Origin of the sequence: Aeromonas sp. sif2416 (assembly GCF_019218665.1) — a bacterium.
Lineage (GTDB): Bacteria > Pseudomonadota > Gammaproteobacteria > Enterobacterales > Aeromonadaceae > Aeromonas > Aeromonas encheleia.
In genome coordinates this window covers 50190-68903 of the sequence record NZ_JAHUXC010000009.1, presented here as the reverse complement: position 1 = coordinate 68903, position 18714 = coordinate 50190, and the positions used below count along the sequence as shown (strand labels likewise).

22 protein-coding genes, 5 tRNA genes and 1 pseudogene are annotated in these 18714 nt (G+C 62.6%); 6 read left to right on the top strand and 22 right to left on the bottom strand.

The window, feature by feature from the left end; translation table 11 throughout:
- Positions 1 to 61 precede the first annotated feature (61 nt).
- Positions 62 to 2473, top strand: a complete 2412-nt coding sequence (locus KW821_RS16105; protein WP_218292149.1) for a DNA polymerase II — start codon at positions 62 to 64, stop codon at positions 2471 to 2473.
- Between the two features lie 116 nt (positions 2474 to 2589).
- On the opposite strand, the gene KW821_RS16100 is transcribed toward KW821_RS16105, so the two are convergent.
- The 7 genes from KW821_RS16100 to KW821_RS16070 form a co-directional block, all read right to left on the bottom strand.
- Positions 2590 to 2666, bottom strand: a tRNA-Val gene (locus tag KW821_RS16100).
- Between the two features lie 35 nt (positions 2667 to 2701).
- Positions 2702 to 2778, bottom strand: a tRNA-Val gene (locus KW821_RS16095).
- Positions 2779 to 2842: 64 nt separating this feature from the next.
- Positions 2843 to 2919, bottom strand: a tRNA-Val gene (locus KW821_RS16090).
- Positions 2920 to 2937: 18 nt separating this feature from the next.
- A tRNA-Val gene (locus KW821_RS16085) sits at positions 2938 to 3014 on the bottom strand.
- 13 nt (positions 3015 to 3027) lie between these two features.
- Positions 3028 to 3104: transfer RNA gene (locus KW821_RS16080), tRNA-Val, on the bottom strand.
- Between the two features lie 183 nt (positions 3105 to 3287).
- On the bottom strand, positions 3288 to 4667 hold the full coding sequence (locus tag KW821_RS16075) for an MATE family efflux transporter (protein WP_218292148.1): 1380 nt from the start codon (positions 4665 to 4667) through the stop codon (positions 3288 to 3290).
- A 152-nt stretch (positions 4668 to 4819) separates the two neighbouring features.
- Entirely contained in the window at positions 4820 to 5026 is a 207-nt protein-coding gene (locus tag KW821_RS16070; protein ID WP_042653731.1) for a YaeP family protein, read from the bottom strand.
- 136 nt (positions 5027 to 5162) lie between these two features.
- Here KW821_RS16070 and KW821_RS16065 point away from each other — a divergent pair, with 136 nt between their 5' ends.
- The gene (locus KW821_RS16065) at positions 5163 to 5780 is read left to right on the top strand and encodes a riboflavin synthase subunit alpha (RefSeq protein WP_218292147.1); all 618 of its coding nucleotides are present in this window, start codon (positions 5163 to 5165) and stop codon (positions 5778 to 5780) included.
- Positions 5781 to 6426: 646 nt separating this feature from the next.
- Here KW821_RS16065 and KW821_RS16060 read toward each other — a convergent pair.
- The 5 genes and pseudogenes from KW821_RS16060 to KW821_RS16045 all read right to left on the bottom strand — a co-directional run bounded on the left by KW821_RS16060 (position 6427) and on the right by KW821_RS16045 (position 10183).
- Entirely contained in the window at positions 6427 to 6630 is a 204-nt protein-coding gene (locus KW821_RS16060) for a CPXCG motif-containing cysteine-rich protein (protein ID WP_017412080.1), read from the bottom strand.
- 135 nt (positions 6631 to 6765) lie between these two features.
- A pseudogene (locus KW821_RS21915) lies at positions 6766 to 6882 on the bottom strand (hexitol phosphatase HxpB); the annotation flags it as partial.
- A gap of 394 nt (positions 6883 to 7276) precedes the next feature.
- Complete coding sequence (hxpB, locus tag KW821_RS16055; RefSeq protein ID WP_218292146.1) at positions 7277 to 7936, bottom strand: hexitol phosphatase HxpB; 660 nt, start codon at positions 7934 to 7936, stop codon at positions 7277 to 7279.
- A gap of 106 nt (positions 7937 to 8042) precedes the next feature.
- Positions 8043 to 9221 carry a formate-dependent phosphoribosylglycinamide formyltransferase gene (gene purT / locus KW821_RS16050; RefSeq protein WP_218292145.1) on the bottom strand — a complete coding sequence of 393 codons (1179 nt, stop codon included), beginning with the start codon at positions 9219 to 9221 and terminating at the stop codon, positions 8043 to 8045.
- A 71-nt stretch (positions 9222 to 9292) separates the two neighbouring features.
- Positions 9293 to 10183 (bottom strand): DMT family transporter, encoded by an 891-nt coding sequence (locus tag KW821_RS16045; RefSeq protein WP_042653772.1) that lies wholly within the window; start codon positions 10181 to 10183, stop codon positions 9293 to 9295.
- Positions 10184 to 10408: 225 nt separating this feature from the next.
- Between KW821_RS16045 and KW821_RS16040 the strand changes: the two genes are divergently transcribed.
- Positions 10409 to 10996 carry an FMN-dependent NADH-azoreductase gene (locus KW821_RS16040; protein WP_218292144.1) on the top strand — a complete coding sequence of 196 codons (588 nt, stop codon included), beginning with the start codon at positions 10409 to 10411 and terminating at the stop codon, positions 10994 to 10996.
- Between the two features lie 103 nt (positions 10997 to 11099).
- On the opposite strand, the gene KW821_RS16035 is transcribed toward KW821_RS16040, so the two are convergent.
- The 4 genes from KW821_RS16035 to KW821_RS16020 all read right to left on the bottom strand — a co-directional run bounded on the left by KW821_RS16035 (position 11100) and on the right by KW821_RS16020 (position 13474).
- On the bottom strand, positions 11100 to 11276 hold the full coding sequence (locus KW821_RS16035; protein WP_126623314.1) for a hypothetical protein: 177 nt from the start codon (positions 11274 to 11276) through the stop codon (positions 11100 to 11102).
- A gap of 159 nt (positions 11277 to 11435) precedes the next feature.
- Positions 11436 to 11624, bottom strand: coding sequence for a DUF4250 domain-containing protein (locus tag KW821_RS16030; RefSeq protein ID WP_218292143.1), 189 nt, complete (start codon positions 11622 to 11624; stop codon positions 11436 to 11438).
- Positions 11621 to 12091 carry a MarR family winged helix-turn-helix transcriptional regulator gene (locus KW821_RS16025; RefSeq protein WP_042653740.1) on the bottom strand — a complete coding sequence of 157 codons (471 nt, stop codon included), beginning with the start codon at positions 12089 to 12091 and terminating at the stop codon, positions 11621 to 11623. Before KW821_RS16025 ends, KW821_RS16030 begins: the two co-directional genes overlap by 4 nt.
- A 150-nt stretch (positions 12092 to 12241) precedes the next feature.
- A complete protein-coding gene (locus KW821_RS16020; RefSeq protein ID WP_218292142.1) occupies positions 12242 to 13474 on the bottom strand; it encodes a UPF0149 family protein in 1233 nt (410 codons plus the stop codon).
- A gap of 271 nt (positions 13475 to 13745) precedes the next feature.
- Between KW821_RS16020 and KW821_RS16015 the strand changes: the two genes are divergently transcribed.
- Together KW821_RS16015 and KW821_RS16010 are read left to right on the top strand one after the other, a co-directional pair.
- Positions 13746 to 14618, top strand: a complete 873-nt coding sequence (locus tag KW821_RS16015; protein ID WP_218292141.1) for a S1 RNA-binding domain-containing protein — start codon at positions 13746 to 13748, stop codon at positions 14616 to 14618.
- Positions 14619 to 14930: a DUF1289 domain-containing protein gene (locus tag KW821_RS16010; RefSeq protein ID WP_218292140.1), complete on the top strand. Its 312-nt coding sequence runs from the start codon at positions 14619 to 14621 to the stop codon at positions 14928 to 14930.
- Between the two features lie 51 nt (positions 14931 to 14981).
- Here the strand turns inward: KW821_RS16010 and KW821_RS16005 are convergent, their stop codons facing one another.
- A complete protein-coding gene (locus KW821_RS16005; protein WP_042654857.1) occupies positions 14982 to 15305 on the bottom strand; it encodes an HI1450 family dsDNA-mimic protein in 324 nt (107 codons plus the stop codon).
- A gap of 158 nt (positions 15306 to 15463) precedes the next feature.
- Between KW821_RS16005 and KW821_RS21735 the strand changes: the two genes are divergently transcribed.
- Positions 15464 to 15595, top strand: coding sequence for a hypothetical protein (locus tag KW821_RS21735; protein WP_256351777.1), 132 nt, complete (start codon positions 15464 to 15466; stop codon positions 15593 to 15595).
- On the opposite strand, the gene mtgA is transcribed toward KW821_RS21735, so the two are convergent.
- The 5 genes from mtgA to minC all read right to left on the bottom strand — a co-directional run bounded on the left by mtgA (position 15592) and on the right by minC (position 18689).
- Positions 15592 to 16299, bottom strand: coding sequence for a monofunctional biosynthetic peptidoglycan transglycosylase (gene mtgA, locus KW821_RS16000; protein ID WP_218292209.1), 708 nt, complete (start codon positions 16297 to 16299; stop codon positions 15592 to 15594). The two genes, KW821_RS21735 and mtgA, sit on opposite strands and share 4 nt — an antisense overlap.
- A gap of 53 nt (positions 16300 to 16352) precedes the next feature.
- Positions 16353 to 16679, bottom strand: coding sequence for an HI1450 family dsDNA-mimic protein (locus KW821_RS15995; protein ID WP_042654855.1), 327 nt, complete (start codon positions 16677 to 16679; stop codon positions 16353 to 16355).
- 193 nt (positions 16680 to 16872) lie between these two features.
- Positions 16873 to 17139, bottom strand: coding sequence for a cell division topological specificity factor MinE (minE, locus tag KW821_RS15990; RefSeq protein ID WP_005311265.1), 267 nt, complete (start codon positions 17137 to 17139; stop codon positions 16873 to 16875).
- Between the two features lie 2 nt (positions 17140 to 17141).
- Complete coding sequence (gene minD / locus KW821_RS15985) at positions 17142 to 17954, bottom strand: septum site-determining protein MinD (protein ID WP_042654854.1); 813 nt, start codon at positions 17952 to 17954, stop codon at positions 17142 to 17144.
- Positions 17955 to 17972: 18 nt separating this feature from the next.
- Complete coding sequence (gene minC / locus KW821_RS15980) at positions 17973 to 18689, bottom strand: septum site-determining protein MinC (RefSeq protein ID WP_218292139.1); 717 nt, start codon at positions 18687 to 18689, stop codon at positions 17973 to 17975.
- Between the last annotated feature and the right edge of the window lie 25 nt (positions 18690 to 18714).

Here is an 18714-nt window from a genome sequence, read left to right as displayed (position 1 = left end):
TTGCGAGCCATTACTGTATGCACGTACAATAGTCTCATCGTCTGACTCTGACTCATGCTGCATGACCGCGACCCAGCCCGCCGCCGCCCCCAAGCTACCACTCGATGGTTTCATCCTGACCCGCCATGGGCGGGATGTGCGCGGCCGCACCGAAATCGTGATGTGGCTGTGGAGCGAGCAGGGGCCGGTGCGACTGGTGGTGCCGGGGCAGGAGCCGGTGTTCTTCCTGCCGGAGCGCCACATGGAGGAGGCGGCCCTGCTGTTCAAGGGATCCGGCGTGCGGGGCCGGTTTCGCCGGCTGCCCATGCACACCTTCGACGGCAGCAAGGTGGTGGGGTGCTATTTTTCCACCCTGAGTGCCTTCCACCGCGCCATCGAGCTGCTGCTGATCCGGGGGCTCGAGCACTTCGAGGCGGATATCCGGCTGCCGGAGCGCTTCCTGATGGAGCGTTTCATCACCGCCGGGGTGCGCTTCGGCGGCAAGACGACGCGCAAGGGGGGCAAGCAGGGTTACTGGGAGGTGAGCGAGGCGCGCTGCGCGCCCCAAGCGGTGACGCCGGCGCTCTCCTGGGTGTCGCTCGACGTGGAGTGCGCCATGGACGGGGCCCTGTTCTCGGTGGGGCTCTACAGCGAACGGGACGCCAGGGTCATCCTGATCGGGGAGCCCGAAGCCGGCTCGGATGAGTGGGAGACTTGCATCGAGTGGGTGGCGGACGAAAATGCCCTGCTCGGGGCGTTGGAGCGCTGGTTCGGTCAGCACGATCCGGATCTGGTGATCGGCTGGAACGTGGTGAACTTCGACTTTCGCCTGCTGCTGCGCCGGGCCGAGCTCAACGGGCGGCGACTGCGGCTGGGGCGGGGGCGCGAACTCTGCTTCTGGCGCTCGTCTCGCAACGATCCCCAGACCGGCAACGTCATCATCCCGGGCCGCATGGTGCTGGATGGCATAGATACCCTCAAGAGCGCCACCTGGCAGTTTCCCAGCTTCAGCCTGGATGCGGTGGCGAGCGAGCTGCTCGGCCGCGGCAAGGACATCGAGGACGTGGCGAACCGGGGGGAGAAGATCACCGAGCTGTTCCACTCCGACAAGGAGGCGCTGGCCCGCTACAACCTGGAGGACTGCAAGCTGGTGTGGGAGATCTTCGATCACTGCCACCTCATTGCCTTCGCCATCGAGCGTGCCTCCCTCACCGGGCTGGAGCTGGACAGGATCGGCGGTTCGGTGGCGGCCTTCACCAACCTCTACCTGCCGAGGCTCCACCGCGGTGGCTACGTGGCGCCCAATCTGCCCGCCGATGGCGGCCTGGCGAGCCCGGGCGGCTATGTGATGGACTCCAAACCCGGCCTCTATCACCATGTGCTGGTGCTCGACTTCAAGAGCCTCTATCCCAGCATCATCCGCACCTTCTGCATCGATCCCATGGGGTTGGTGGAGGGGTTGCAGCAGCCCGCCACCGCCATCCCCGGCTTTCGCGGCGCATTGTTCTCTCGCACCCGCCACTTTTTGCCGGATCTCATTGCCACCCTGTGGGCGGCGCGGGACAGGGCCAAGGCGGCCAGCAACAAGGCACTCTCCCAGGCCATCAAGATCATCATGAACTCCTTCTACGGGGTGCTGGGCTCGGGGGGCTGCCGCTTCTACGATCCCCGCCTTGCCTCCTCCATCACCCTGCGCGGCCACGGCATCATGCAGCAGACCCGGGAGTGGATAGAGGCGCAGGGTTATCAGGTGATCTATGGCGACACCGACTCGACCTTCGTCCACCTCAACCGGGCGGTCAGCCCGCAAGAGGCGGACGAGATCGGCCGCAAGCTGGCCAGCATGATCAACGAGAACTGGATAAGCCTGATCAAGCGCGAGTTCGACTTGCCCTGCTATCTCGAGATCGAATACGAGACCCACTACCGCCGCTTCCTGATGCCCACCATCCGCGGGCTGGAGAAGGGTAGCAAGAAGCGATACGCCGGACTGGTTGGCAAACAGGGGGAGGGAGAGGGGGAGCATCTGGTGTTCAAGGGGCTGGAATCGGTGCGCACCGACTGGACCGCGCTGGCCAAGCAGTTCCAGACCCGGCTCTTCGATCTGGTGTTTCACGATGCCGATCCCAGCGGCTATGTGCGCACCATGGTGGACGAGACCCGGGCCGGTCAGCACGACGAACTGCTGGTCTATCGCAAGCGGCTGCGCCAGAAGCTCGAGGAGTACCAGAAGAATGTGCCGCCCCACGTGCGGGCCGCGCGGCTGGCGGACGAGGAGAACCTGCGCCGCGGCCGGCCCCAGCGTTACCAGCACAGGGGCACCATCGCCTATCTGATGACCCTCAATGGACCCGAACCGCTGGAGTACAGACGCAGCGCCATCGACTACGAGCACTACATCGACAAGCAGCTGCGGCCCATCGCCGACGCCATCCTGCCCTTCATCGGCGAGTCGTTCGATCGGATCTGCGGCCAGCAGCTGGATCTCTTCTAGCGCACTCGTCGCCCCAGGAGCAGGGCGGCAGGCCGACCCTGGCCAGACGCCGACGAGAAGGTGTGATGGGAAGGTAGAATGCAAAAAGCCCGCTCGATGAGCGGGCTTTGCTAATTTGGTGCGTCCTAGTGGATTCGAACCACCGACCCCCACCATGTCAAGGTGATGCTCTAACCAGCTGAGCTAAGGACGCAGGGTGCGCGATGCGGCTTTTTCGTTTGCAAGGAGTGGTGGGTTTAATTGGATTCGAACCAACGACCCCTACCATGTCAAGGTAGTGCTCTAACCAACTGAGCTATAAACCCACATCTGGCAAACCTGTCTACTCACATGAGATTGAACCGAAAGGGGAGTCAACTCACGGGAATATGGTGCGTCCTAGTGGATTCGAACCACCGACCCCCACCATGTCAAGGTGATGCTCTAACCAGCTGAGCTAAGGACGCATATTCAATGTGCTGTGATGGTGCGTCCTAGTGGATTCGAACCACCGACCCCCACCATGTCAAGGTGGTGCTCTAACCAGCTGAGCTAAGGACGCATCACAGAAAAAGTGGTGGGTTTAATTGGATTCGAACCAACGACCCCTACCATGTCAAGGTAGTGCTCTAACCAACTGAGCTATAAACCCACTGTATGAATCGAGCCGCAGGCCCGCTTCACCACGCCAGCATTGCTGGCGTGGTCGGCATACTACCCATGCCCCCCTAGGCTGTCAACAAGGGACATGCACAAAGGAGACTGTTTGCCCAGTTCTTGCGCAGCCTGTTGATTTTGCAGGCGAGCAGCTCACGGGAGCGGGTCCGGACGTCCGTCACTGGGCCCGGGAAAGGGTGGTGCAGGCCTCGGGGCTCGCGAAGCGACCATAGATGAGTCGCAGCCGGGTGCCCAGCATCAGGGCCGCGCCGGTCAGGCCGACGATGAAGCCTATCCAGAAGCCCTGCGGTCCCATGCGTGGCACCACCCAGTCGGTCAGCCCCAGCATCATGCCGGTCGGCAGCCCCAGCCCCCAGTAGGCGACTATGGTGACGTAGAAGATCGCCTTGGTGTCCTTGTAGCCACGCAGGGCCGCGGCCGCGACCACCTGCACCGAGTCGGACACCTGATAGATGGCGGCGAAGAACAGCAGGGTGGCGGCGAGGGTGATCACCTGGATGTCATCGGTGTAGATACCCGCGATATGCTCGCGCAGCAGCACCGTCAGGGCGGCGGTGCCGGCGGCGACCGCCATGCCCAGCATCAGGCCGGTACGGGCGGCGACCCGGGCGTGGGCCGGTTGTCCTTCCCCTATGCTGTGGCCGACCCGGATGGTGACGCCGACGCCAATCGAGAGCGGCAGCATAAACACCAGGCTGGAGAAGTTCAGGGCGATCTGGTGGCTCGCCACCGTCTCCGCCCCGAACGGTGCCAGCATCAGGGCCACCACGGTGAACAGGGTCACCTCGCAGAAGATCGCCATGGCGATGGGGAAGCCGAGTCGGAACAGGCGCCAGATCCGGCTGCCGTTGGGGCGAGCGAGCTGGGCGAACAGGTTGATGGTCTTGAAGTGAGGGGAGAGCTTCACGTAGAGGATCATCGCCAGCAGCATGGCCCAGAGCACTATGGCGGTGGCCACCCCACAGCCGACCCCGCCGAGCTTGGGCATGCCGAAGTGGCCGTGGATGAAGATGTAGTTGGCGGGGATGTTGACCGCCAGCCCGACGAAGCCTATCACCATGGTGGGCATGGTGTGGGAGAGCCCCTCGCTGAAGTTGCGCAGCACCTGGAACAGCACGAAGGCGGGCAGGCCCCACAGGATGGCGTGCAGGAAGCCCGTGGTCTTGGCGGCCATGACCGGATCCACGTCCATTATATGCAGCGCCAGCGGGCTGAAGTAGAGCGCCAGCATGGCGAAGGGGATCACCATCAGCGCCAGCCAGAAGCCCTGGTGCACGGCCGGGCGTACCTCGTCCCGTTTGCGGGCCCCGTTGAGCTGGGAGACGATGGGGGTGAGCGCCATGATGATGCCTTGCGTCAGCAGGATGATCGGCAGCCAGAAGCTGGAGGCGACCGACACCGCCGCGAGATCCACGGCACTGACCTGTCCCGCCATCACGGTATCGACGAAGCTCATGGCGATCTGGGCCACCTGGGCCACCAGAATGGGGCTGGCTAGGCGAACGAGCTGCTTCGCCTCGGTCCAATAACGTTGCACTGACACCTCCGAGTGGATCAGATAAAAGAGAAAAGAACGGGTAAATGAGAAGAGCTTTTGTCTCCTCACCGGGAGGAGACAAAATGCGGGGGTGTCATTCTAGCCTGAAAATCAGCCAACGTGAAACGGTTGGCGGGCCCTGCGTGGGGGGATCAGGCGTCTTCGTGATCGCTGATCAGCAGGTTGGCGGCGGCGTAGGCGGCCTGCTGGCGTAGCTCGGCGGGGACCCGCTCGTCGCTGGCCACGGCGTCGAGTGCCCGGATGCTGGCGGCGATGGCCTGCGGCACATAGCCCTGCTCACCGGACCCAATCTGGTTATAGGCGATGCGAATGGCCTCACAACATTGATATACCTGCATTATTTCATCCTCAATCGACAGAGTGCATAGTTCGCCACTATAGCGATCGGACCGGTGCTTGTCAGCCGGCGCGCTTGTCTGAGCCGGTGGACGGGGTTAACCTGCCAGCGATTTTTGTCATAGCAGGAGACGAGACATGTTCACCGGCATAGTACAGGGGACCGCCGAACTGGTGGCCATAGAGGCGCTGCCCAACTTTCGCACCCACGTGATCCGCATGCCGAACCCGGCCTGGGGAGAGGGACTGGCGCTCGGCGCCTCGGTGGCCCACAACGGTTGCTGCCTGACGGTCACCCGCATCGAGGGGGCGCTGGTCAGCTTCGATCTGATGCAGGAGACCCTGGCGGTCACCAACCTCGGCAGCCTGCAGCTGGGGGACAAGGTGAACCTGGAGCGGGCCGCCCGTTTTGGCGACGAGATAGGCGGTCACGCCATGTCCGGCCACATCATGGGCACGGCGGAGGTGAGCGCCGTCATCGACACCCCCAACAACCGCCAGGTCTGGTATCGCCTCGCCCCCGAGTTGATGAAATACGTGCTGACCAAGGGCTACATCGGCATCGACGGCATCAGCCTGACGGTGGGCGAGGTGCGGGGGGCTGAGTTCTGCGTCAACCTGATCCCCGAGACCCTGGCCCGCACCAACCTGGGCTGGGTCAAGGCGGGTTGGCGTACCAACATCGAGATCGATCCCCAGACCCAGGCCATCGTCGATACGGTGGAGCGGGTGCTGGCAGCACGCCAGCCGGCCTGATCCGCCGGAGTTCACGCCTCAACTTCAAAAGGGCCCGCATCATGCGGGCCCTTTTCGATCCCGTGAACGGAAGACGAAACGACGCACCAGTCACGGCAGAACGGCATGCCGTGATGGATCTGTTCCACGCAACTCAAATGGCACTGCCAAAAAAAGAAGCCCATCGAGCTGACGGGCTTAAAGGAATGAACAGAAGAACCATGTGGCGAGGATGAACGCCATCCCCAGTGTGGCTGTTAAACCTCTGGCCTGCTTGGCCTGACGGACCCTGAGCGTCAGACTCTGGCCGATGGAGGAAACCGGGCCTACACTTCATGTGTCTGGCACATCCATGAGCCGACAACCATCACATAAGCGACAAGGCCCCTTGGCGAACTTCAGGATGATTTGAGGTTCTCCGAGGGGCTTTTTTCTATGGGGGAATTGGTTGAGCAGGGACATGTGAGGGGAGGTGGGCATGCTCTAGACGCTATGGCGCCGCTGCCGTCACTCATTGTCTGCGAAGTACCTGCCACAGGACAGGCTGAGCCCGCTGCGACCAGGCTGTGATACGCCCCCCTCAGGTTGTCTGCCATGGGGCGAGCGCCATCATCATGATCGCGTTGACACTGGCCGCCTGATTTAGGCCAGGCCATCGAAACCGCAATCAGAACATCTGCTCGTCGTCCGCATCCACAAACAGCTGCAGGCAGTCGCGCGCCTCATCCAGGTGCAGACGCAGGTGGATGGGGTTGCAACAGGCCATGCAATCCTCGTAGAACTCCTGATCCCCCTGGCTGGCATCCAGCTCGACCCGGGTGTGGTGGCCGCAGTGGGGGCAGACGATGCGCTTGCTGGTGTACTCGATCATGGTGACCTCCTCGGGCCGAACTGGCCGCCTCTCTCCTGATTCTAGTCGGCGAGAGGCGGCGCAACCGCGAGCAGGCGCACGTTTACGGCAGCCCCTGCCGGAGGCCTGGCTGCGAGGAGGTCGGCGTCACTAGGCCTAGCTGGCCAGCATGGTGGCATCCAGTTCGGCCAGGGTGCGCAGCTGGTGATCGGCGATGGCGAGACGGGGATCCCCCACCAGCGCCGGGCTCATGGATACGATCAGCACCTCAAGCCATTCACGCTATCCAGTTGGCCAAGGTGGCGGCATCCAGCTCGGCCAGCGATCGCAGCTGGTGATCGGCGATAGTGGGACGGGGATCCCCCACCAGCGCCGGGCTCATGGAAACGATCAGCACCTCAAGCCATTCACGCTATCCAGTTGGCCAAGGTGGCGGCATCCAGTTCGGCCAGGGTGCGCAGCTGGTGATCGGCGATGGCGAGACGGGGATCCCCCACCAGCGCCGGGCTCATGGATACGATCAGCACCTCAGGCCACTCATGCCATCCAGTTGGCCAGCATGGCGGCATCCAGCTCGGCCAGCGATCGCAGCTGATGATCGGCGATGGCGAGACGGGGATCCCCCACCAGAGCCGGGCTCATGGAAACGATCAGCACCTCAAGCCATTCACGCTATCCAGTTGGCCAAGGTGGCGGCATTCAGCTCGGCCAGCGATCGCAGCTGGTGATCGGCGATGGCGAGACGGGGATCTCCCACCAGCGCCGGGTCCGGCACGATCAGCGCCTGCATGGAGGCCGCCTTGGCCGCCAGCAGGCCGGTGAAGCTGTCCTCGATGGCGAGGCAATGCACCGGCAGGACCCCGAGCTTCTCGGCCGCATGGATATAGACATCGGGATGAGGCTTGCCGAAGCGCTCCACCTCGGCGGAGTGGACCGCGAGGAAGCGATCCTTGATGCCGAGCTTGCCGAGCACCGCCTCCACCATGTTGAAGGGGGAGGAGGTGGCCAGTCCTATCTTGAGTCCCTGCGCCTCGATCAGGGTCAGTGCCGCCAGCACCCCCTCCTTGGCCTCGCCCTCCTGCAGGATGAGTGCGATGACCCGATCCAGGATGCGCTGCACCACCTCCTCCTGGCTGGGGCCGCTCCAGGGGCGCAGCCGATACCAGTGCGCCACCAGCTGATCGATGCGTACCCCTATGGTGGAGTGGCAATCCTCTTCCGTGTGGGGGTGGCCCAGTTCGGAGAACACGGCCATCTGGGCCCGTTGCCAAAAGGGTTCAGAATCGATCAGAACACCATCCATATCGAAGATCACGGCAGCTAACATCATCTACTCCTGACTAAATTGAACTCTGGATTATAAGCCGGACGCAGAAATGCAAAAGGGGCATTTCGATGCCCCTTGCGCCCGATCATGCCGGCGTGGCTTTTCCCTAGAAGATCACCTCGACCCTGGCGGCGACGGCCTTGGCCCGCTCGACCGCCTCGTCACAGTGCTGACCACGGGCCAGTGCCACCCCGAGCCGGCGGCGACCGGCGATCTCGGGCTTGCCGAACAGTCGCAGCTGGGCACCCGGCACCAGAGACAGCGCCTCGCCAATCCCCTGATAGCGAAGGTCCTGGCTGTGGCCCTCCCGCAGCACCACGGCGGAGGCGCTCGGCCCGAACGGTGTGATGGTGCCGATGGGCAAGCCCAGGATGGCGCGCACGTGCAGGGCAAACTCGGAGAGATCCTGGGAGATCAGGGTCACCATGCCGGTGTCATGGGGGCGAGGGGAGACCTCGCTGAACCAGACGTTTTCCCCCTGCACAAACAGCTCGACCCCGAACAGGCCGTAGCCGCCGAGCGCCTCGACCACCTTGGCTGCGACCTCTTTGGATCGGGCCAGCGCCAGCTCGCTCATCTGCTGGGGCTGCCAGGACTCGCGGTAGTCGCCATCCTCCTGGCGGTGGCCGATGGGATCGCAGAAGTGGATGCCATCCACGGCGCGGATCGTGAGCAGGGTGATCTCGTAGTCAAAGGGCACGAAGCCCTCGACGATCACCTTGCCACGGCCGGCGCGGCCACCCTCCTGGGCATAGGTCCAGCTCTCGTCGAGCTTGGCGAGGTCGCGCAGCAGGCTCTGGCCCTTGCCGGACGAGCTCATCACGGGTTTCACCACGCAAGGCAGGCCGATGGCGTGGACCGCGGCGACAAACTCCTCCTGGCTCTGGGCGAATCGATAGGAGGAGGTGGGCAGACCCAGCTCCTCGGCGGCGAGGCGGCGGATCCCCTCCCGGTTCATGGTGAGCTTGGTGGCTCGGGCATTGGGCACGACCCTGACTCCTTTCTGCTCAAGCTGCGCCAGGGTATCGGTGGCGATGGCTTCAATCTCGGGGATGATGAGATCGGGTTTGACCTCGGCCACCAGGGCGCGCAGGGCGTCGCCATCGAGCATGTCCAGCACATGGGAGGCGTGGGCCACCTGCATGGCGGGGGCGTGGGGATAGCGGTCGGCGGCGATCACCTCGATCCCGAACCGTTGCAGCTCGATGGCCACTTCCTTGCCGAGTTCCCCCGAGCCAAGCAGCAGGGCGCGGGTGGCGCCGGGGCGGGTAGCGGTTCCAAACATGTGATCTCTCCTGAAGTCGTTGTGGTTGATGGCCAAGAGTTAGACAAAAAAAGAGGCACGCATGGCGTACCTCAGGAAACGGATCTGTGGGCGCGCTGCTCCAGATGGGTCAGCAGCGTGATGGCGCCAATGATGATGGCGGCGCCCAGCCACAATCGGCCGGGGGGCGCCCAGCCAAACACCAGCCAGCCAGCCAGCACGTTCATCGGCAGCTTGGCAAAGTCGAACGGCTGCACGAACGAGGCCTCGGCCACGCTGTAGGCGCGGGCGATGGACATCTGGGCCAACGCCGAGAGTACGCCGGAGGCCGCCACCAGCAGCCACTGGGTTTCGCTTGGCCACTGCCATTCCGGCAGGGCCAGCATGGCGTTGAACGGGGTGCTGAAGATGAGCAGGTAGACCACTATGGTGTGGGACGACTCGCTCGCCGCCTGGTAGCGCACCAGCAGGGAGTAACCGGCCCAGAACAGCGCGGCCGCCACCGGCAGCAAGGAGGCCCAGCTGAAGTCGTCGGTCCAGGGAGCCAGGATCAGCATGGCGCCGACAAAGCCCGCCAGGGTGGCCAGGATGCGCGCCCGGCTCACCTGCTCCTTGAGCAGCAGGGCAGACCCCAGGGTGGCAAACAGCGGGGAGGTCATCAGGAGCGCTATGCCCTGCCAGATGGGCACGGGCACTGCCAGCGCCCAGAGCCAGAACTGGATGCCGACGACGGCGAGCAGGACGCGTAGCAGGTGCAACCGCAGCTGGTTGGTCATCAGGGATTGGCGCAGGCCATGGCGGATCAGCCAGGGCAGCAGACAGATCAGGGCAACCAGGTACTGATGAAAGGCGACCTGGGTCGAGGGGAGGCCGAGCTTGAAGCTGACATACTGGCTCAGGCTGTTGACGGCGGCGAAGCAGAGACCTGCCACCATCATCCAGATTGCGCCGGCAAAGGGGGAGTGCCTGCGGGAGGGTTCCATGGGATCCGGGTCGCTGAAAAAAGTGCGGCAAATCATAACGGCAATCGTTTGTTCTGCCAAGGGTGGGGCGCGAGGTCATCGCCCCCTTGGCGATGAAATGAACAATAGTCAAAAATTTTGAATAACTTGAGCATCTATTTTCGCTATCAGGCTTGTAGCTCAATGTTTATAGTGACCTCCATCGACAGTCGTACTGTCCAACTGACAACCAAATGGAGCGTTACCATGGCCAATATCCTCGTACTCAAGTCCAGCATCCTGGGTCAATACTCTCAGTCCAACGCCCTGATCGACGGCTTCCTTGCCGATCATCAGGATGACAGCGTCACGGTACGTGACCTGGCCACCCTCAATCTGCCGGTGCTGGATGGCGAGCTGGCCCTGGGTCTGCGTGGTGGTGAGAACCTGAGCGAGCGTCAGCTGGCCGTGCTGGCACAGTCCGATGAGCTGGTCGCCGAGTTGAAGGCGAGCGATCTGGTGGTGATTGCCGCCCCCATGTACAACTTCAACATCCCGACCCAGCTGAAGAACTGGATTGACCTGGTGGCCCGTGCCGGCGTGACCTTCCGCTACACCGAGACCGGCCCGGTCGGCCTGGTGGAGAACACCCGCGCCCTGGTGATCAGCCCCCGTGGCGGCATGCACGTCGGCAGCGCCACCGATCTGGTGACCCCTTACATGCGTACCGTGCTCGGCTTCATCGGCATCAACGAGGTAGACTTCATCTACGCCGAAGGCATGGGCATGGGCCCGGACGCTCAGGCCAAGGGCCTGGAGCAGGCGAAAGAGCAGCTGGAAACCCTGGCGCTCTGATAGGACTCTTCGGTGTGTCACACACCGGATGCCGCTAAACAACAACGCAGCCTGATGGCTGCGTTGTTGTTTCTGGAAGGCGAAGAAGAAGAATGTAGAGGGCTCAATCCCAGATGAAGCGGCGACAGCCGCTGCCGACCATCAGGCACACCGCCACCAGTGAGCCCAGCAACAGGCAGCTGAGCCACTGCTCGGCACTCTCGGGCAGATGAGGGGAGAAGAGGCTGATCATGAAGATGGCGCTGAGGATGATCAGGCTGGTCTGTCGGGTCAGGATCATAGTGTCGTCCTTGGCTATGAGGTCTCAGGTAAGGCTAGTCCCCCTGTATGACAACCTGATGTATCCGTACCTCAGGTTTTGGTCTATGCGGGGTTGCTCTCACCTTAGCAGCTTTTGCCGTCAGAGCCAGCCCCCTGCGACAGCTTGTGATCCGGATCCCTATCTGAACTGCTTCTGATCCGGCCGATAGTGAAAATCGGCGCTGGCGAGGCGGGCGATCAGCTCCGCCTGATCGAGATCCTGCGCCTTGCAGAGATCGTCAAGATCATCGTAACGATCACGCAGCTGCATGTTGACCAGGCTCAGCAGCATGTTGACGTCCATGGTGGTGAAGTTGTTCAGGTTCATGGCTGTTGCTCATTGTCCAGCAGGTGCAGTTGTTCGATGGCGTCGCTGACACTCTGCAGATGCAGTCGAATGGTCTGGCGCGCCTCGCTCGGCAGATAGTCGGTGAGGGTGTGTTGCCAGCTGCCCGCTTCGGTCTTGAGCTGCTGGAACAGCGTGAGCCCCGCCGGGGTGAAGGAGACCAGACTGATCCGCTTGTCCTGGGGGCTGCTCTCGGTGAACAGTATCCCTTTCTCCACCAGGCGGTGGATCTCGCGGGAGATCCGCACCTTGTCCATCCCGCTCGCCTCCACCAGCTCCTTCTGGCTGATGGGGTAGTTGGGACCGAGCACCATCATCAGGCGCCATTGGGGCACCGTCAGCTGGTAACGTTGTTGGTAAAACTGTTCAAAGGTGTCGCGCACCATCTCAGCGGCATGCACCAGCTGATAAGGGGGATAGTGTGCGAGCAGCTCTATGATCTTTGACATATGACATCCTGCTGTGACGGCTGCATCGGGTGCAGTTTCTCTTGATACTTTGACCTTGATGATACGTAACACAAGGACATTTGTCTGAACAAGTACCAGAGAAATGTGCGGTCGCGCACGTGTTCTGTTTCACCCGGGTCTGTTCGAGGCTTAGTTTGCCTTGGTGACGGTGTGTTTACGTAACCAGATCAAGGCATTGTGGTCGAGCCAGGCCTCGCGACTCTGCAGCGTATAGAGCGCCGCCTCATCGCGACTGCCCGCCTGCCAGTGGCTGGGTTCCTGCCTTGGCAGCTTGCGCTGACCCAGCAGACATGCCGGCACATGGGGGTTGGCCGCGAGGGCGGCGACCAGATGGGGACGGGCCGCATCGCTTCCCTCGCAGACAAACACCATCAGCGCCCGGTTGTAGAGCAGCCAGCTGGAAGCTTCATCGAAGCGCAGCAGCAGGGCGCGCAGGGCGGCCCAATCCCCCAGCCTGGCATAGAGGCTGGAGAGGGGATGACGACAGCCCGGCTCATCGGCCTGGCAGAGGCGCAGCAGGGCCAGGTACTGCTCCCTTGCTTGCGCCAGCTGCCCCAGCCGCAGCAGGCAGTCGGCCCGACCGGCCCTGGCCGCCAGCAGGGGACGCGCCTCCGCTGCGCCCCAGCCATGGCCCTCATGCTGCTGCCAGAAGGCCTCATCGAGCAGCGGGGCGGCATCGTCAATCACCTTGTCAAACCAGCCGAGGCGATCCTGGGGGTCGCGGCAGGCATCGGCCAACTCGAACCACTGCTGCCATTGCTGACTCTGCTCGGTGTCGAGCGCTTCCTGGGCGGGTGGTGCCGCCTCATCTTCATCCAACTGCAGCAACCGGTTGAGGGCCGTCTTCATCTGCTGGCGCTGGCGCTTGCAAAACGCCATGAAAGGCAGCTCGCTGGCCGCGGCCTGATGCAGCATCCGGGCCATGGGTCTGTCACGAAACAGGCAAAGCTCGGCGGCGAGACTGAAACGCTGCTGGGTGACGGGATCGTTCAGATCCTGAGGGGGGGGCCAGCGGGTGACGCCCTGGCTGAAGCCGTAACTCCACTGGCCGAGGGGGTGGCTCTGCGCGAACACCTGCTCCGGCGTCTCATTGGAGAGGCGGCATTGGCTTGGCAGCGCGAGCTGGGCGGCATCGGCCTGGGCCTCCAGCTCGCCGATGAGGTGCCGTAGCGCCGCCGCACTCTCCTCATCCAGCTCGACTTCATGGGACAACAGACCGGTCAGCGGTGCCTGCCAGTCGGGGGCCTGCGGCCCCACCAGACGGGCACAGAGAAAGCCGTGCAGGGCCGGGTAGCTCATGTCCTGTCCGCTGTGGTGCTGGATCCATTGATTGAGATGACGGGTTCGAGTGGCTGGATTCATCGACGCTTCCTCTGGATTTAACGGCGGCGCAGTCTACCCAAAAATGGGGTCAAATGCAGCAAATCGGCAGCCGAATGCCGATAATATCGCCAACCGGGGGCCGGTTTGACGCGAAAAACGTGCGCGGGATCGGGCAAGGGGCTAGGTCCTGTCACGGCTCTGAGGTAACATGCGCGCCTACATGAGAAATGAAGCTGGCTGTCATCGTCCACGGGGTGACAGGGGCAATGCGCATCTATTTACGGGCACGAAATGCGGGCCCATCCGGATATTGAAAGAAGAGATCACCATGTTACAGATTGGCAAGATGAACACCCTCACCGTCGTTGAACTCGAAGATCGTGGCGCCTGGCTCGCCGCGGGCGAATATGGCGAACTGCTGCTGCCCAAGCGCCAGTTGCCGGAAGGCGTTGCCGAGGAGGGCGAGGTGTCCGTGTTCCTCTATCTGGACGCCGATTGCGAGCCGGTGATCACCACCGACAAGCCGTTTGCCATGGTGGGCGACATCGTCGGCCTCAAGGTGGTCAACGCCAACAAGATCGGCGCCTTCCTCGACTGGGGCATGAAGAAGGATCTGTTCGTGCCAAGCCGCGAGCAGAACAAGCCGATGCAGGTGGGTCACGTCTATCTGGTGCACCTGATGCTGGACAACGAGGGGCGCATGGTGGGCACCAGCCGCCTCGAGCGCTTCCTCAGCACCGATCTGCCTCCCTTCAAGGCCGGTGACGAGGTGACCGCCCTGCCGGGCGAGCATACCCCCCTCGGCATCAAGGCGATCGTCAACGGCCAGTATTCCGGCATGCTGTTCAAGAATGAGGTGTTCGGCCGGCTGATGACGGGCCGGCCGCTGACGGCCTGGGTCAAACAGGTGCGTGAGGATGGCAAGCTGGACCTGACCCTGCAAAAGCCGGGGCTGGATCGGATGGATGATGCCGGTGGCCGTATCCTCACCCGTCTGCAGAAGCAGGGCGGCAGCCTGGCGGTGGGGGACAAGAGCGAACCCGAGCTTATCTACAAGATGTTCAACATGAGCAAGGGCACCTTCAAGAAGGCCATCGGCGGCCTCTACAAGCAGGGCAAGATTGTCATCGAAGACAACAGCATCAGCCTCACCGCCACCGACAAGGCACAGGACGGCGAATAAGTGCCGAGTCCCTGCATCGGCCACTGCCAGGCCAAGGATAGGCTCTGCCTCGGTTGCGGCCGCACCCTGACCGAGATCGGCCACTGGTCAGCCATGGACGACGACGCCCAGCTGGCGCGCATGGCCGAACTGGATGGCACCCGCAGCACCCATCGCTGTCCGGGCTGCGGTGAACCGGCCTTCTGCGCCGTGTCAGCCGGCGAGAGCATCTCGGCGTGCTGGTGCAGCCAGTTGCCCGCCTTGCCCATGAGCGAGGCGAGCGCCTGCTGGTGCCGCCGCTGTCTGGCCAAGGCGATCGCCGCGCGGCCATGAACGGGGATGTCGAACATCAGAAACGAGAAAGGCGCCTATATGGCGCCTTTCTTATGCCTGCTGCTGACGGTGCCAGCGAACATACACCTCGTGCTCGGTCTGACTGCGGGGTAACAGGAAGGTGGCGTAGATCACCTCAAACTCCTCCTGATGATCCAGCAAGCCGACCCACACCTCGGCCCAGCGCTCCATGTCGACCGGCACGCCGAGTTCGGCCGACCAGTCGGCATTGGGCAGGGTCGCCTCGACGGCGCCACGCTGCTCGAACTCGAGGGTGATGTCGACGATTTGTTCGGGGGCCAGCATGTCTGCGGCCTGCTCGAGAAACTGATCATAGGCCCATTCGACCAGCTGATCCGGGGTACGCTGTTCCATGAAATCACTCCAGATACATCCAGGTTCGCCACTGTAGCAATTATTGTGCAGGGCGGCCAGAGTGGGGCTGCAACGAGTCGGCCCTACCCAAGGGGGGCGTCAGGGCATAAGGTTAACAGACCTGTCTTCATCCGGTGGCAGGACGAGGCATGGGTAGCATGAAACGACGACAGCACAGGCGGCAGATCAAGCGGCGGCGAGAGACCTGGTGGTGGCACTATCTGCCGCTGCATCGGGAGACGATCGGCGGCCACCTGGGGCCGGCGGCCGAGCGTGCAGACAAACCCTAGCCGGCCTCGTGTACCTTGTTCAGGGTGACCTGGCCGAGTTGCCCCATCTGCCGACGGATCCAGGCCGAGCGCTGTTGCACATAGGGGGAGGGGGGCTTGACTCTGTAGCGCCAGGGGTTGGGCAGGGCGGCCGCCAGCAGGGAGGCCTCGTAGCGGGTCAGGCGTGCCGCCGGCTTGCCAAAGTAGTGTTGGGCGGCGGCCTCGGCGCCATAGATGCCGGGCCCGAACTCCACTATGTTCAGGTACATCTCGAGGATGCGGGACTTGTCCCAGCCGAGCTCCATCAGCAGGGTAAACCAGGCCTCTATCCCCTTGCGCAGGAAGCTGCGATCGCTCCACATGAAGAGATTCTTCGCCGTCTGCTGGCTCAGGGTGCTGGCGCCGCGCACCCGCTCGCTGCGCTGGTTGTGCTTGAGCGCCGAGCTGATGGCATCCATGTCGAAGCCGTTGTGCTCGGCGAAGCGCTGATCCTCGGCGGCGATCACCGCCAGCTGCAGCTCCTTCGAGATCCGCTCGAGTGGCACCCAGTCGTGTCTGACCTCGGCCACCTTGGCGGGCGGGAACAGGGCCCGCTCGATGCGCCAGGTCCACATGGGGGGATCGATGAAGCGCAGCAGCGCCACCGAGACGATGGAGCACAGCAGAGCCCCCAGCAGCAGCCTGCCGAGCCAGCTCAGCAGGCGGCGCATCAGCGCCGGCCGCACGGGGTCAGGCTCCGACTCCCAGGCATAGTGGCCAGGATCATCGGGGTCGGGAATTATTGGGGCAGCCATTCGATGTGGCAGAACTTCTCGTCGACACGGCGGGAGAGCAGCATGCGGGCGAACAGGTGCTCATACTCTTGCTCGTCGTTGCCCAGCCCGATCCAGATCTCGGCGTACTCGGCATCGCTCACGGCGAAGCCCACGTCCGCTTCCCAGTCATCGGCCGGATCGCTCTCGGCCAGCAGGCCACGGCTGTTGAACTCCTGGTTGAAGCGGGCGATCTCCTGCTCCGGCAGGTTGTCGGAGGCCAGCTCCATGAAGAGTTCGAGGGCGGTATCGAGCAGTTCCTCGACGCTGTGCATTTCGTCGTTCAAAGACATATGTCATCTGTTCCAGATAATAAAAATAAGAAGCCCCGTCGTGAGCGAACGGTGGCGCGCGGTATTCTAGCTGGCCTCTTGCCCCTTGGCGAGGTGCAGCGTCACGCCGGGACTCTTGAGGGCAATAAAAAACCGGATCCTGCTACAGGATCCGGTCTTCATTGAGGGAAGGGGTCACGCATGGGGCGTCAGCTCATCCCTTCTTGTCATCGGCGAAGGTGATGTTGAGCTCCAGTACCGACAGCTCGTCACTCTTCTTGTCGAGCTGGACGGTGATCTTGTCCGGATCGATCTGCACATACTTGCGGATCACGTCGAGGAGGTCCTGCTTGAGCTGGGGCAGGTAATCCGGCCCCCCTCTGGATGAACGCTCGTGCGCGACTATGATCTGCAACCGCTCTTTGGCCAGTTGTGCGGTGTTTTGTTTCTTGTTGGAACGAAAATAATCCAATAATGACATGTTTAACTCCCGAACAGTCGGCTAAAGAAGCCCTTCTTTTCTTCTTCCAGAAAACGAAAATCCTTGGTGTCGCCCAGCAAACGCGAGACGGCATCTTCATAGGCCTGACCGGCATCGGACTCCTTGTCCAGAATGACCGGCTCCCCCGAGTTGGAGGCGCGCAGCACCGCCTGGGACTCCGGGATCACCCCGAGCAGTTTGATGGCCAGGATATCCTGCACATCCTGCACGCTCAGCATGTCGCCGCGGTTGACGCGGGTCGGGCAGTAGCGGGTCAGCAGCAGGTGCTCCTTGATCGGGTCTTCACCGCGCTCGGCACGGCGGGACTTGGAGGCCAGGATGCCGAGGATGCGATCCGAGTCACGCACGGAAGAGACTTCCGGGTTGGTGGTGACGATGGCCTCGTCGGCGAAGTAGAGCGCCATCAGCGCGCCCGACTCTATGCCGGCCGGGGAGTCGCAGACGATGTAGTCAAACTTCATCTCTGCCAGCTGATCCAGGATCTTCTCGACCCCTTCGCGGGTCAGCGCGTCCTTGTCCCGGGTCTGGGAGGCGGGCAGGATGAACAGATTTTCGCAGCGTTTGTCTTTGATGAGCGCCTGGTTGAGATTGGCTTCACCATTGATCACATTGACGAAGTCATACACCACGCGCCGCTCGCAGCCCATGATGAGATCCAGATTTCTAAGGCCAATGTCAAAATCGATGACCACTGTCTTGTGGCCACGCTGAGCCAAACCGGTGCTCAGGGCCGCGCTGGTAGTGGTCTTGCCAACGCCACCTTTGCCCGATGTAACGACTATGATTCGCGCCATTCTCGCTTCCTTGTAACTCTATTTGATACGGTCTATACGGAGTTGTTCGTTGTCCAGCCGGATATGGACCGGCTCTTGTATCAGGCCTGCCGGCAGAGCATCGCTCAGCTGGAAAGTGCCAGCGATGGAGAGCAGCTCGGCCTGCAATTGCTGACAATAAATGCGGGCAAGGGGATTGCCCTTGGCCCCGGCGATGGCCCTGCCACGCAGGGCACCATAGATATGGATGCTGTCGTCGGCGATGACTTCGGCGCCCGGACTGACCGAGCCCAGCACCACCAGCGAGGTGCCGGCGGCATAGAGCTGCTGGCCGGAACGCACCGGCCCGATGTGCACCTTGCTCGGCACCAGAGGGGTGGGCTCTGTAGCCGGGGTCTCGACAGAGGGTGGGACTGGCACGGGTTGTGGCTCGGGCTCCACCTTGCGGCTCTTGCCCGACACCATGACCGCCAGCCCCGCCGCCTTGGCCGCCGTCTTCATCGCCTCATCGCGCGCCCCCGTGATACCGACCAGCACGAAGTCTTCCGACTCGACCAACTCCCTGAGTTGCTCGAAGTCCGGGATCGCAGCCAGTCGCTCCACATTGATGACGAGGGGGGCGCAATTAAAAAACTGGGGGGCCAGCGCGACCTTGGCCGCCAACAATTGACGGATCCGCGCCGGATTGCCATCGCTGAGATGCAACACAGAAATAGTGAAGGTAGTCCCTTTCAATTCGTTATCGCGCTCAACCATGAATCTTCCCCGAACCGAGACGGTA

Coding starts and splice junctions, on each gene's coding strand:
- KW821_RS21735 (WP_256351777.1), top strand. CDS start 15,464: ATGAAACGACGACAGCACAGGCGGCAGATCAAGCGGCGGCGAGAGACC.
- KW821_RS16045 (WP_042653772.1), bottom strand. CDS start 10,183: ATGGAACCCTCCCGCAGGCACTCCCCCTTTGCCGGCGCAATCTGGATG.
- hxpB (WP_218292146.1), bottom strand. CDS start 7,936: ATGTTAGCTGCCGTGATCTTCGATATGGATGGTGTTCTGATCGATTCT.
- KW821_RS15995 (WP_042654855.1), bottom strand. CDS start 16,679: ATGTCTTTGAACGACGAAATGCACAGCGTCGAGGAACTGCTCGATACC.
- minD (WP_042654854.1), bottom strand. CDS start 17,954: ATGGCGCGAATCATAGTCGTTACATCGGGCAAAGGTGGCGTTGGCAAG.
- minC (WP_218292139.1), bottom strand. CDS start 18,689: ATGGTTGAGCGCGATAACGAATTGAAAGGGACTACCTTCACTATTTCT.
- KW821_RS16005 (WP_042654857.1), bottom strand. CDS start 15,305: ATGGAACAGCGTACCCCGGATCAGCTGGTCGAATGGGCCTATGATCAG.
- KW821_RS16020 (WP_218292142.1), bottom strand. CDS start 13,474: ATGAATCCAGCCACTCGAACCCGTCATCTCAATCAATGGATCCAGCAC.
- minE (WP_005311265.1), bottom strand. CDS start 17,139: ATGTCATTATTGGATTATTTTCGTTCCAACAAGAAACAAAACACCGCA.
- KW821_RS16070 (WP_042653731.1), bottom strand. CDS start 5,026: ATGCAGGTATATCAATGTTGTGAGGCCATTCGCATCGCCTATAACCAG.
- purT (WP_218292145.1), bottom strand. CDS start 9,221: ATGTTTGGAACCGCTACCCGCCCCGGCGCCACCCGCGCCCTGCTGCTT.
- KW821_RS16105 (WP_218292149.1), top strand. CDS start 62: ATGACCGCGACCCAGCCCGCCGCCGCCCCCAAGCTACCACTCGATGGT.
- KW821_RS16030 (WP_218292143.1), bottom strand. CDS start 11,624: ATGAACCTGAACAACTTCACCACCATGGACGTCAACATGCTGCTGAGC.
- KW821_RS16060 (WP_017412080.1), bottom strand. CDS start 6,630: ATGATCGAGTACACCAGCAAGCGCATCGTCTGCCCCCACTGCGGCCAC.
- KW821_RS16025 (WP_042653740.1), bottom strand. CDS start 12,091: ATGTCAAAGATCATAGAGCTGCTCGCACACTATCCCCCTTATCAGCTG.
- KW821_RS16040 (WP_218292144.1), top strand. CDS start 10,409: ATGGCCAATATCCTCGTACTCAAGTCCAGCATCCTGGGTCAATACTCT.
- KW821_RS16035 (WP_126623314.1), bottom strand. CDS start 11,276: ATGATCCTGACCCGACAGACCAGCCTGATCATCCTCAGCGCCATCTTC.
- KW821_RS16065 (WP_218292147.1), top strand. CDS start 5,163: ATGTTCACCGGCATAGTACAGGGGACCGCCGAACTGGTGGCCATAGAG.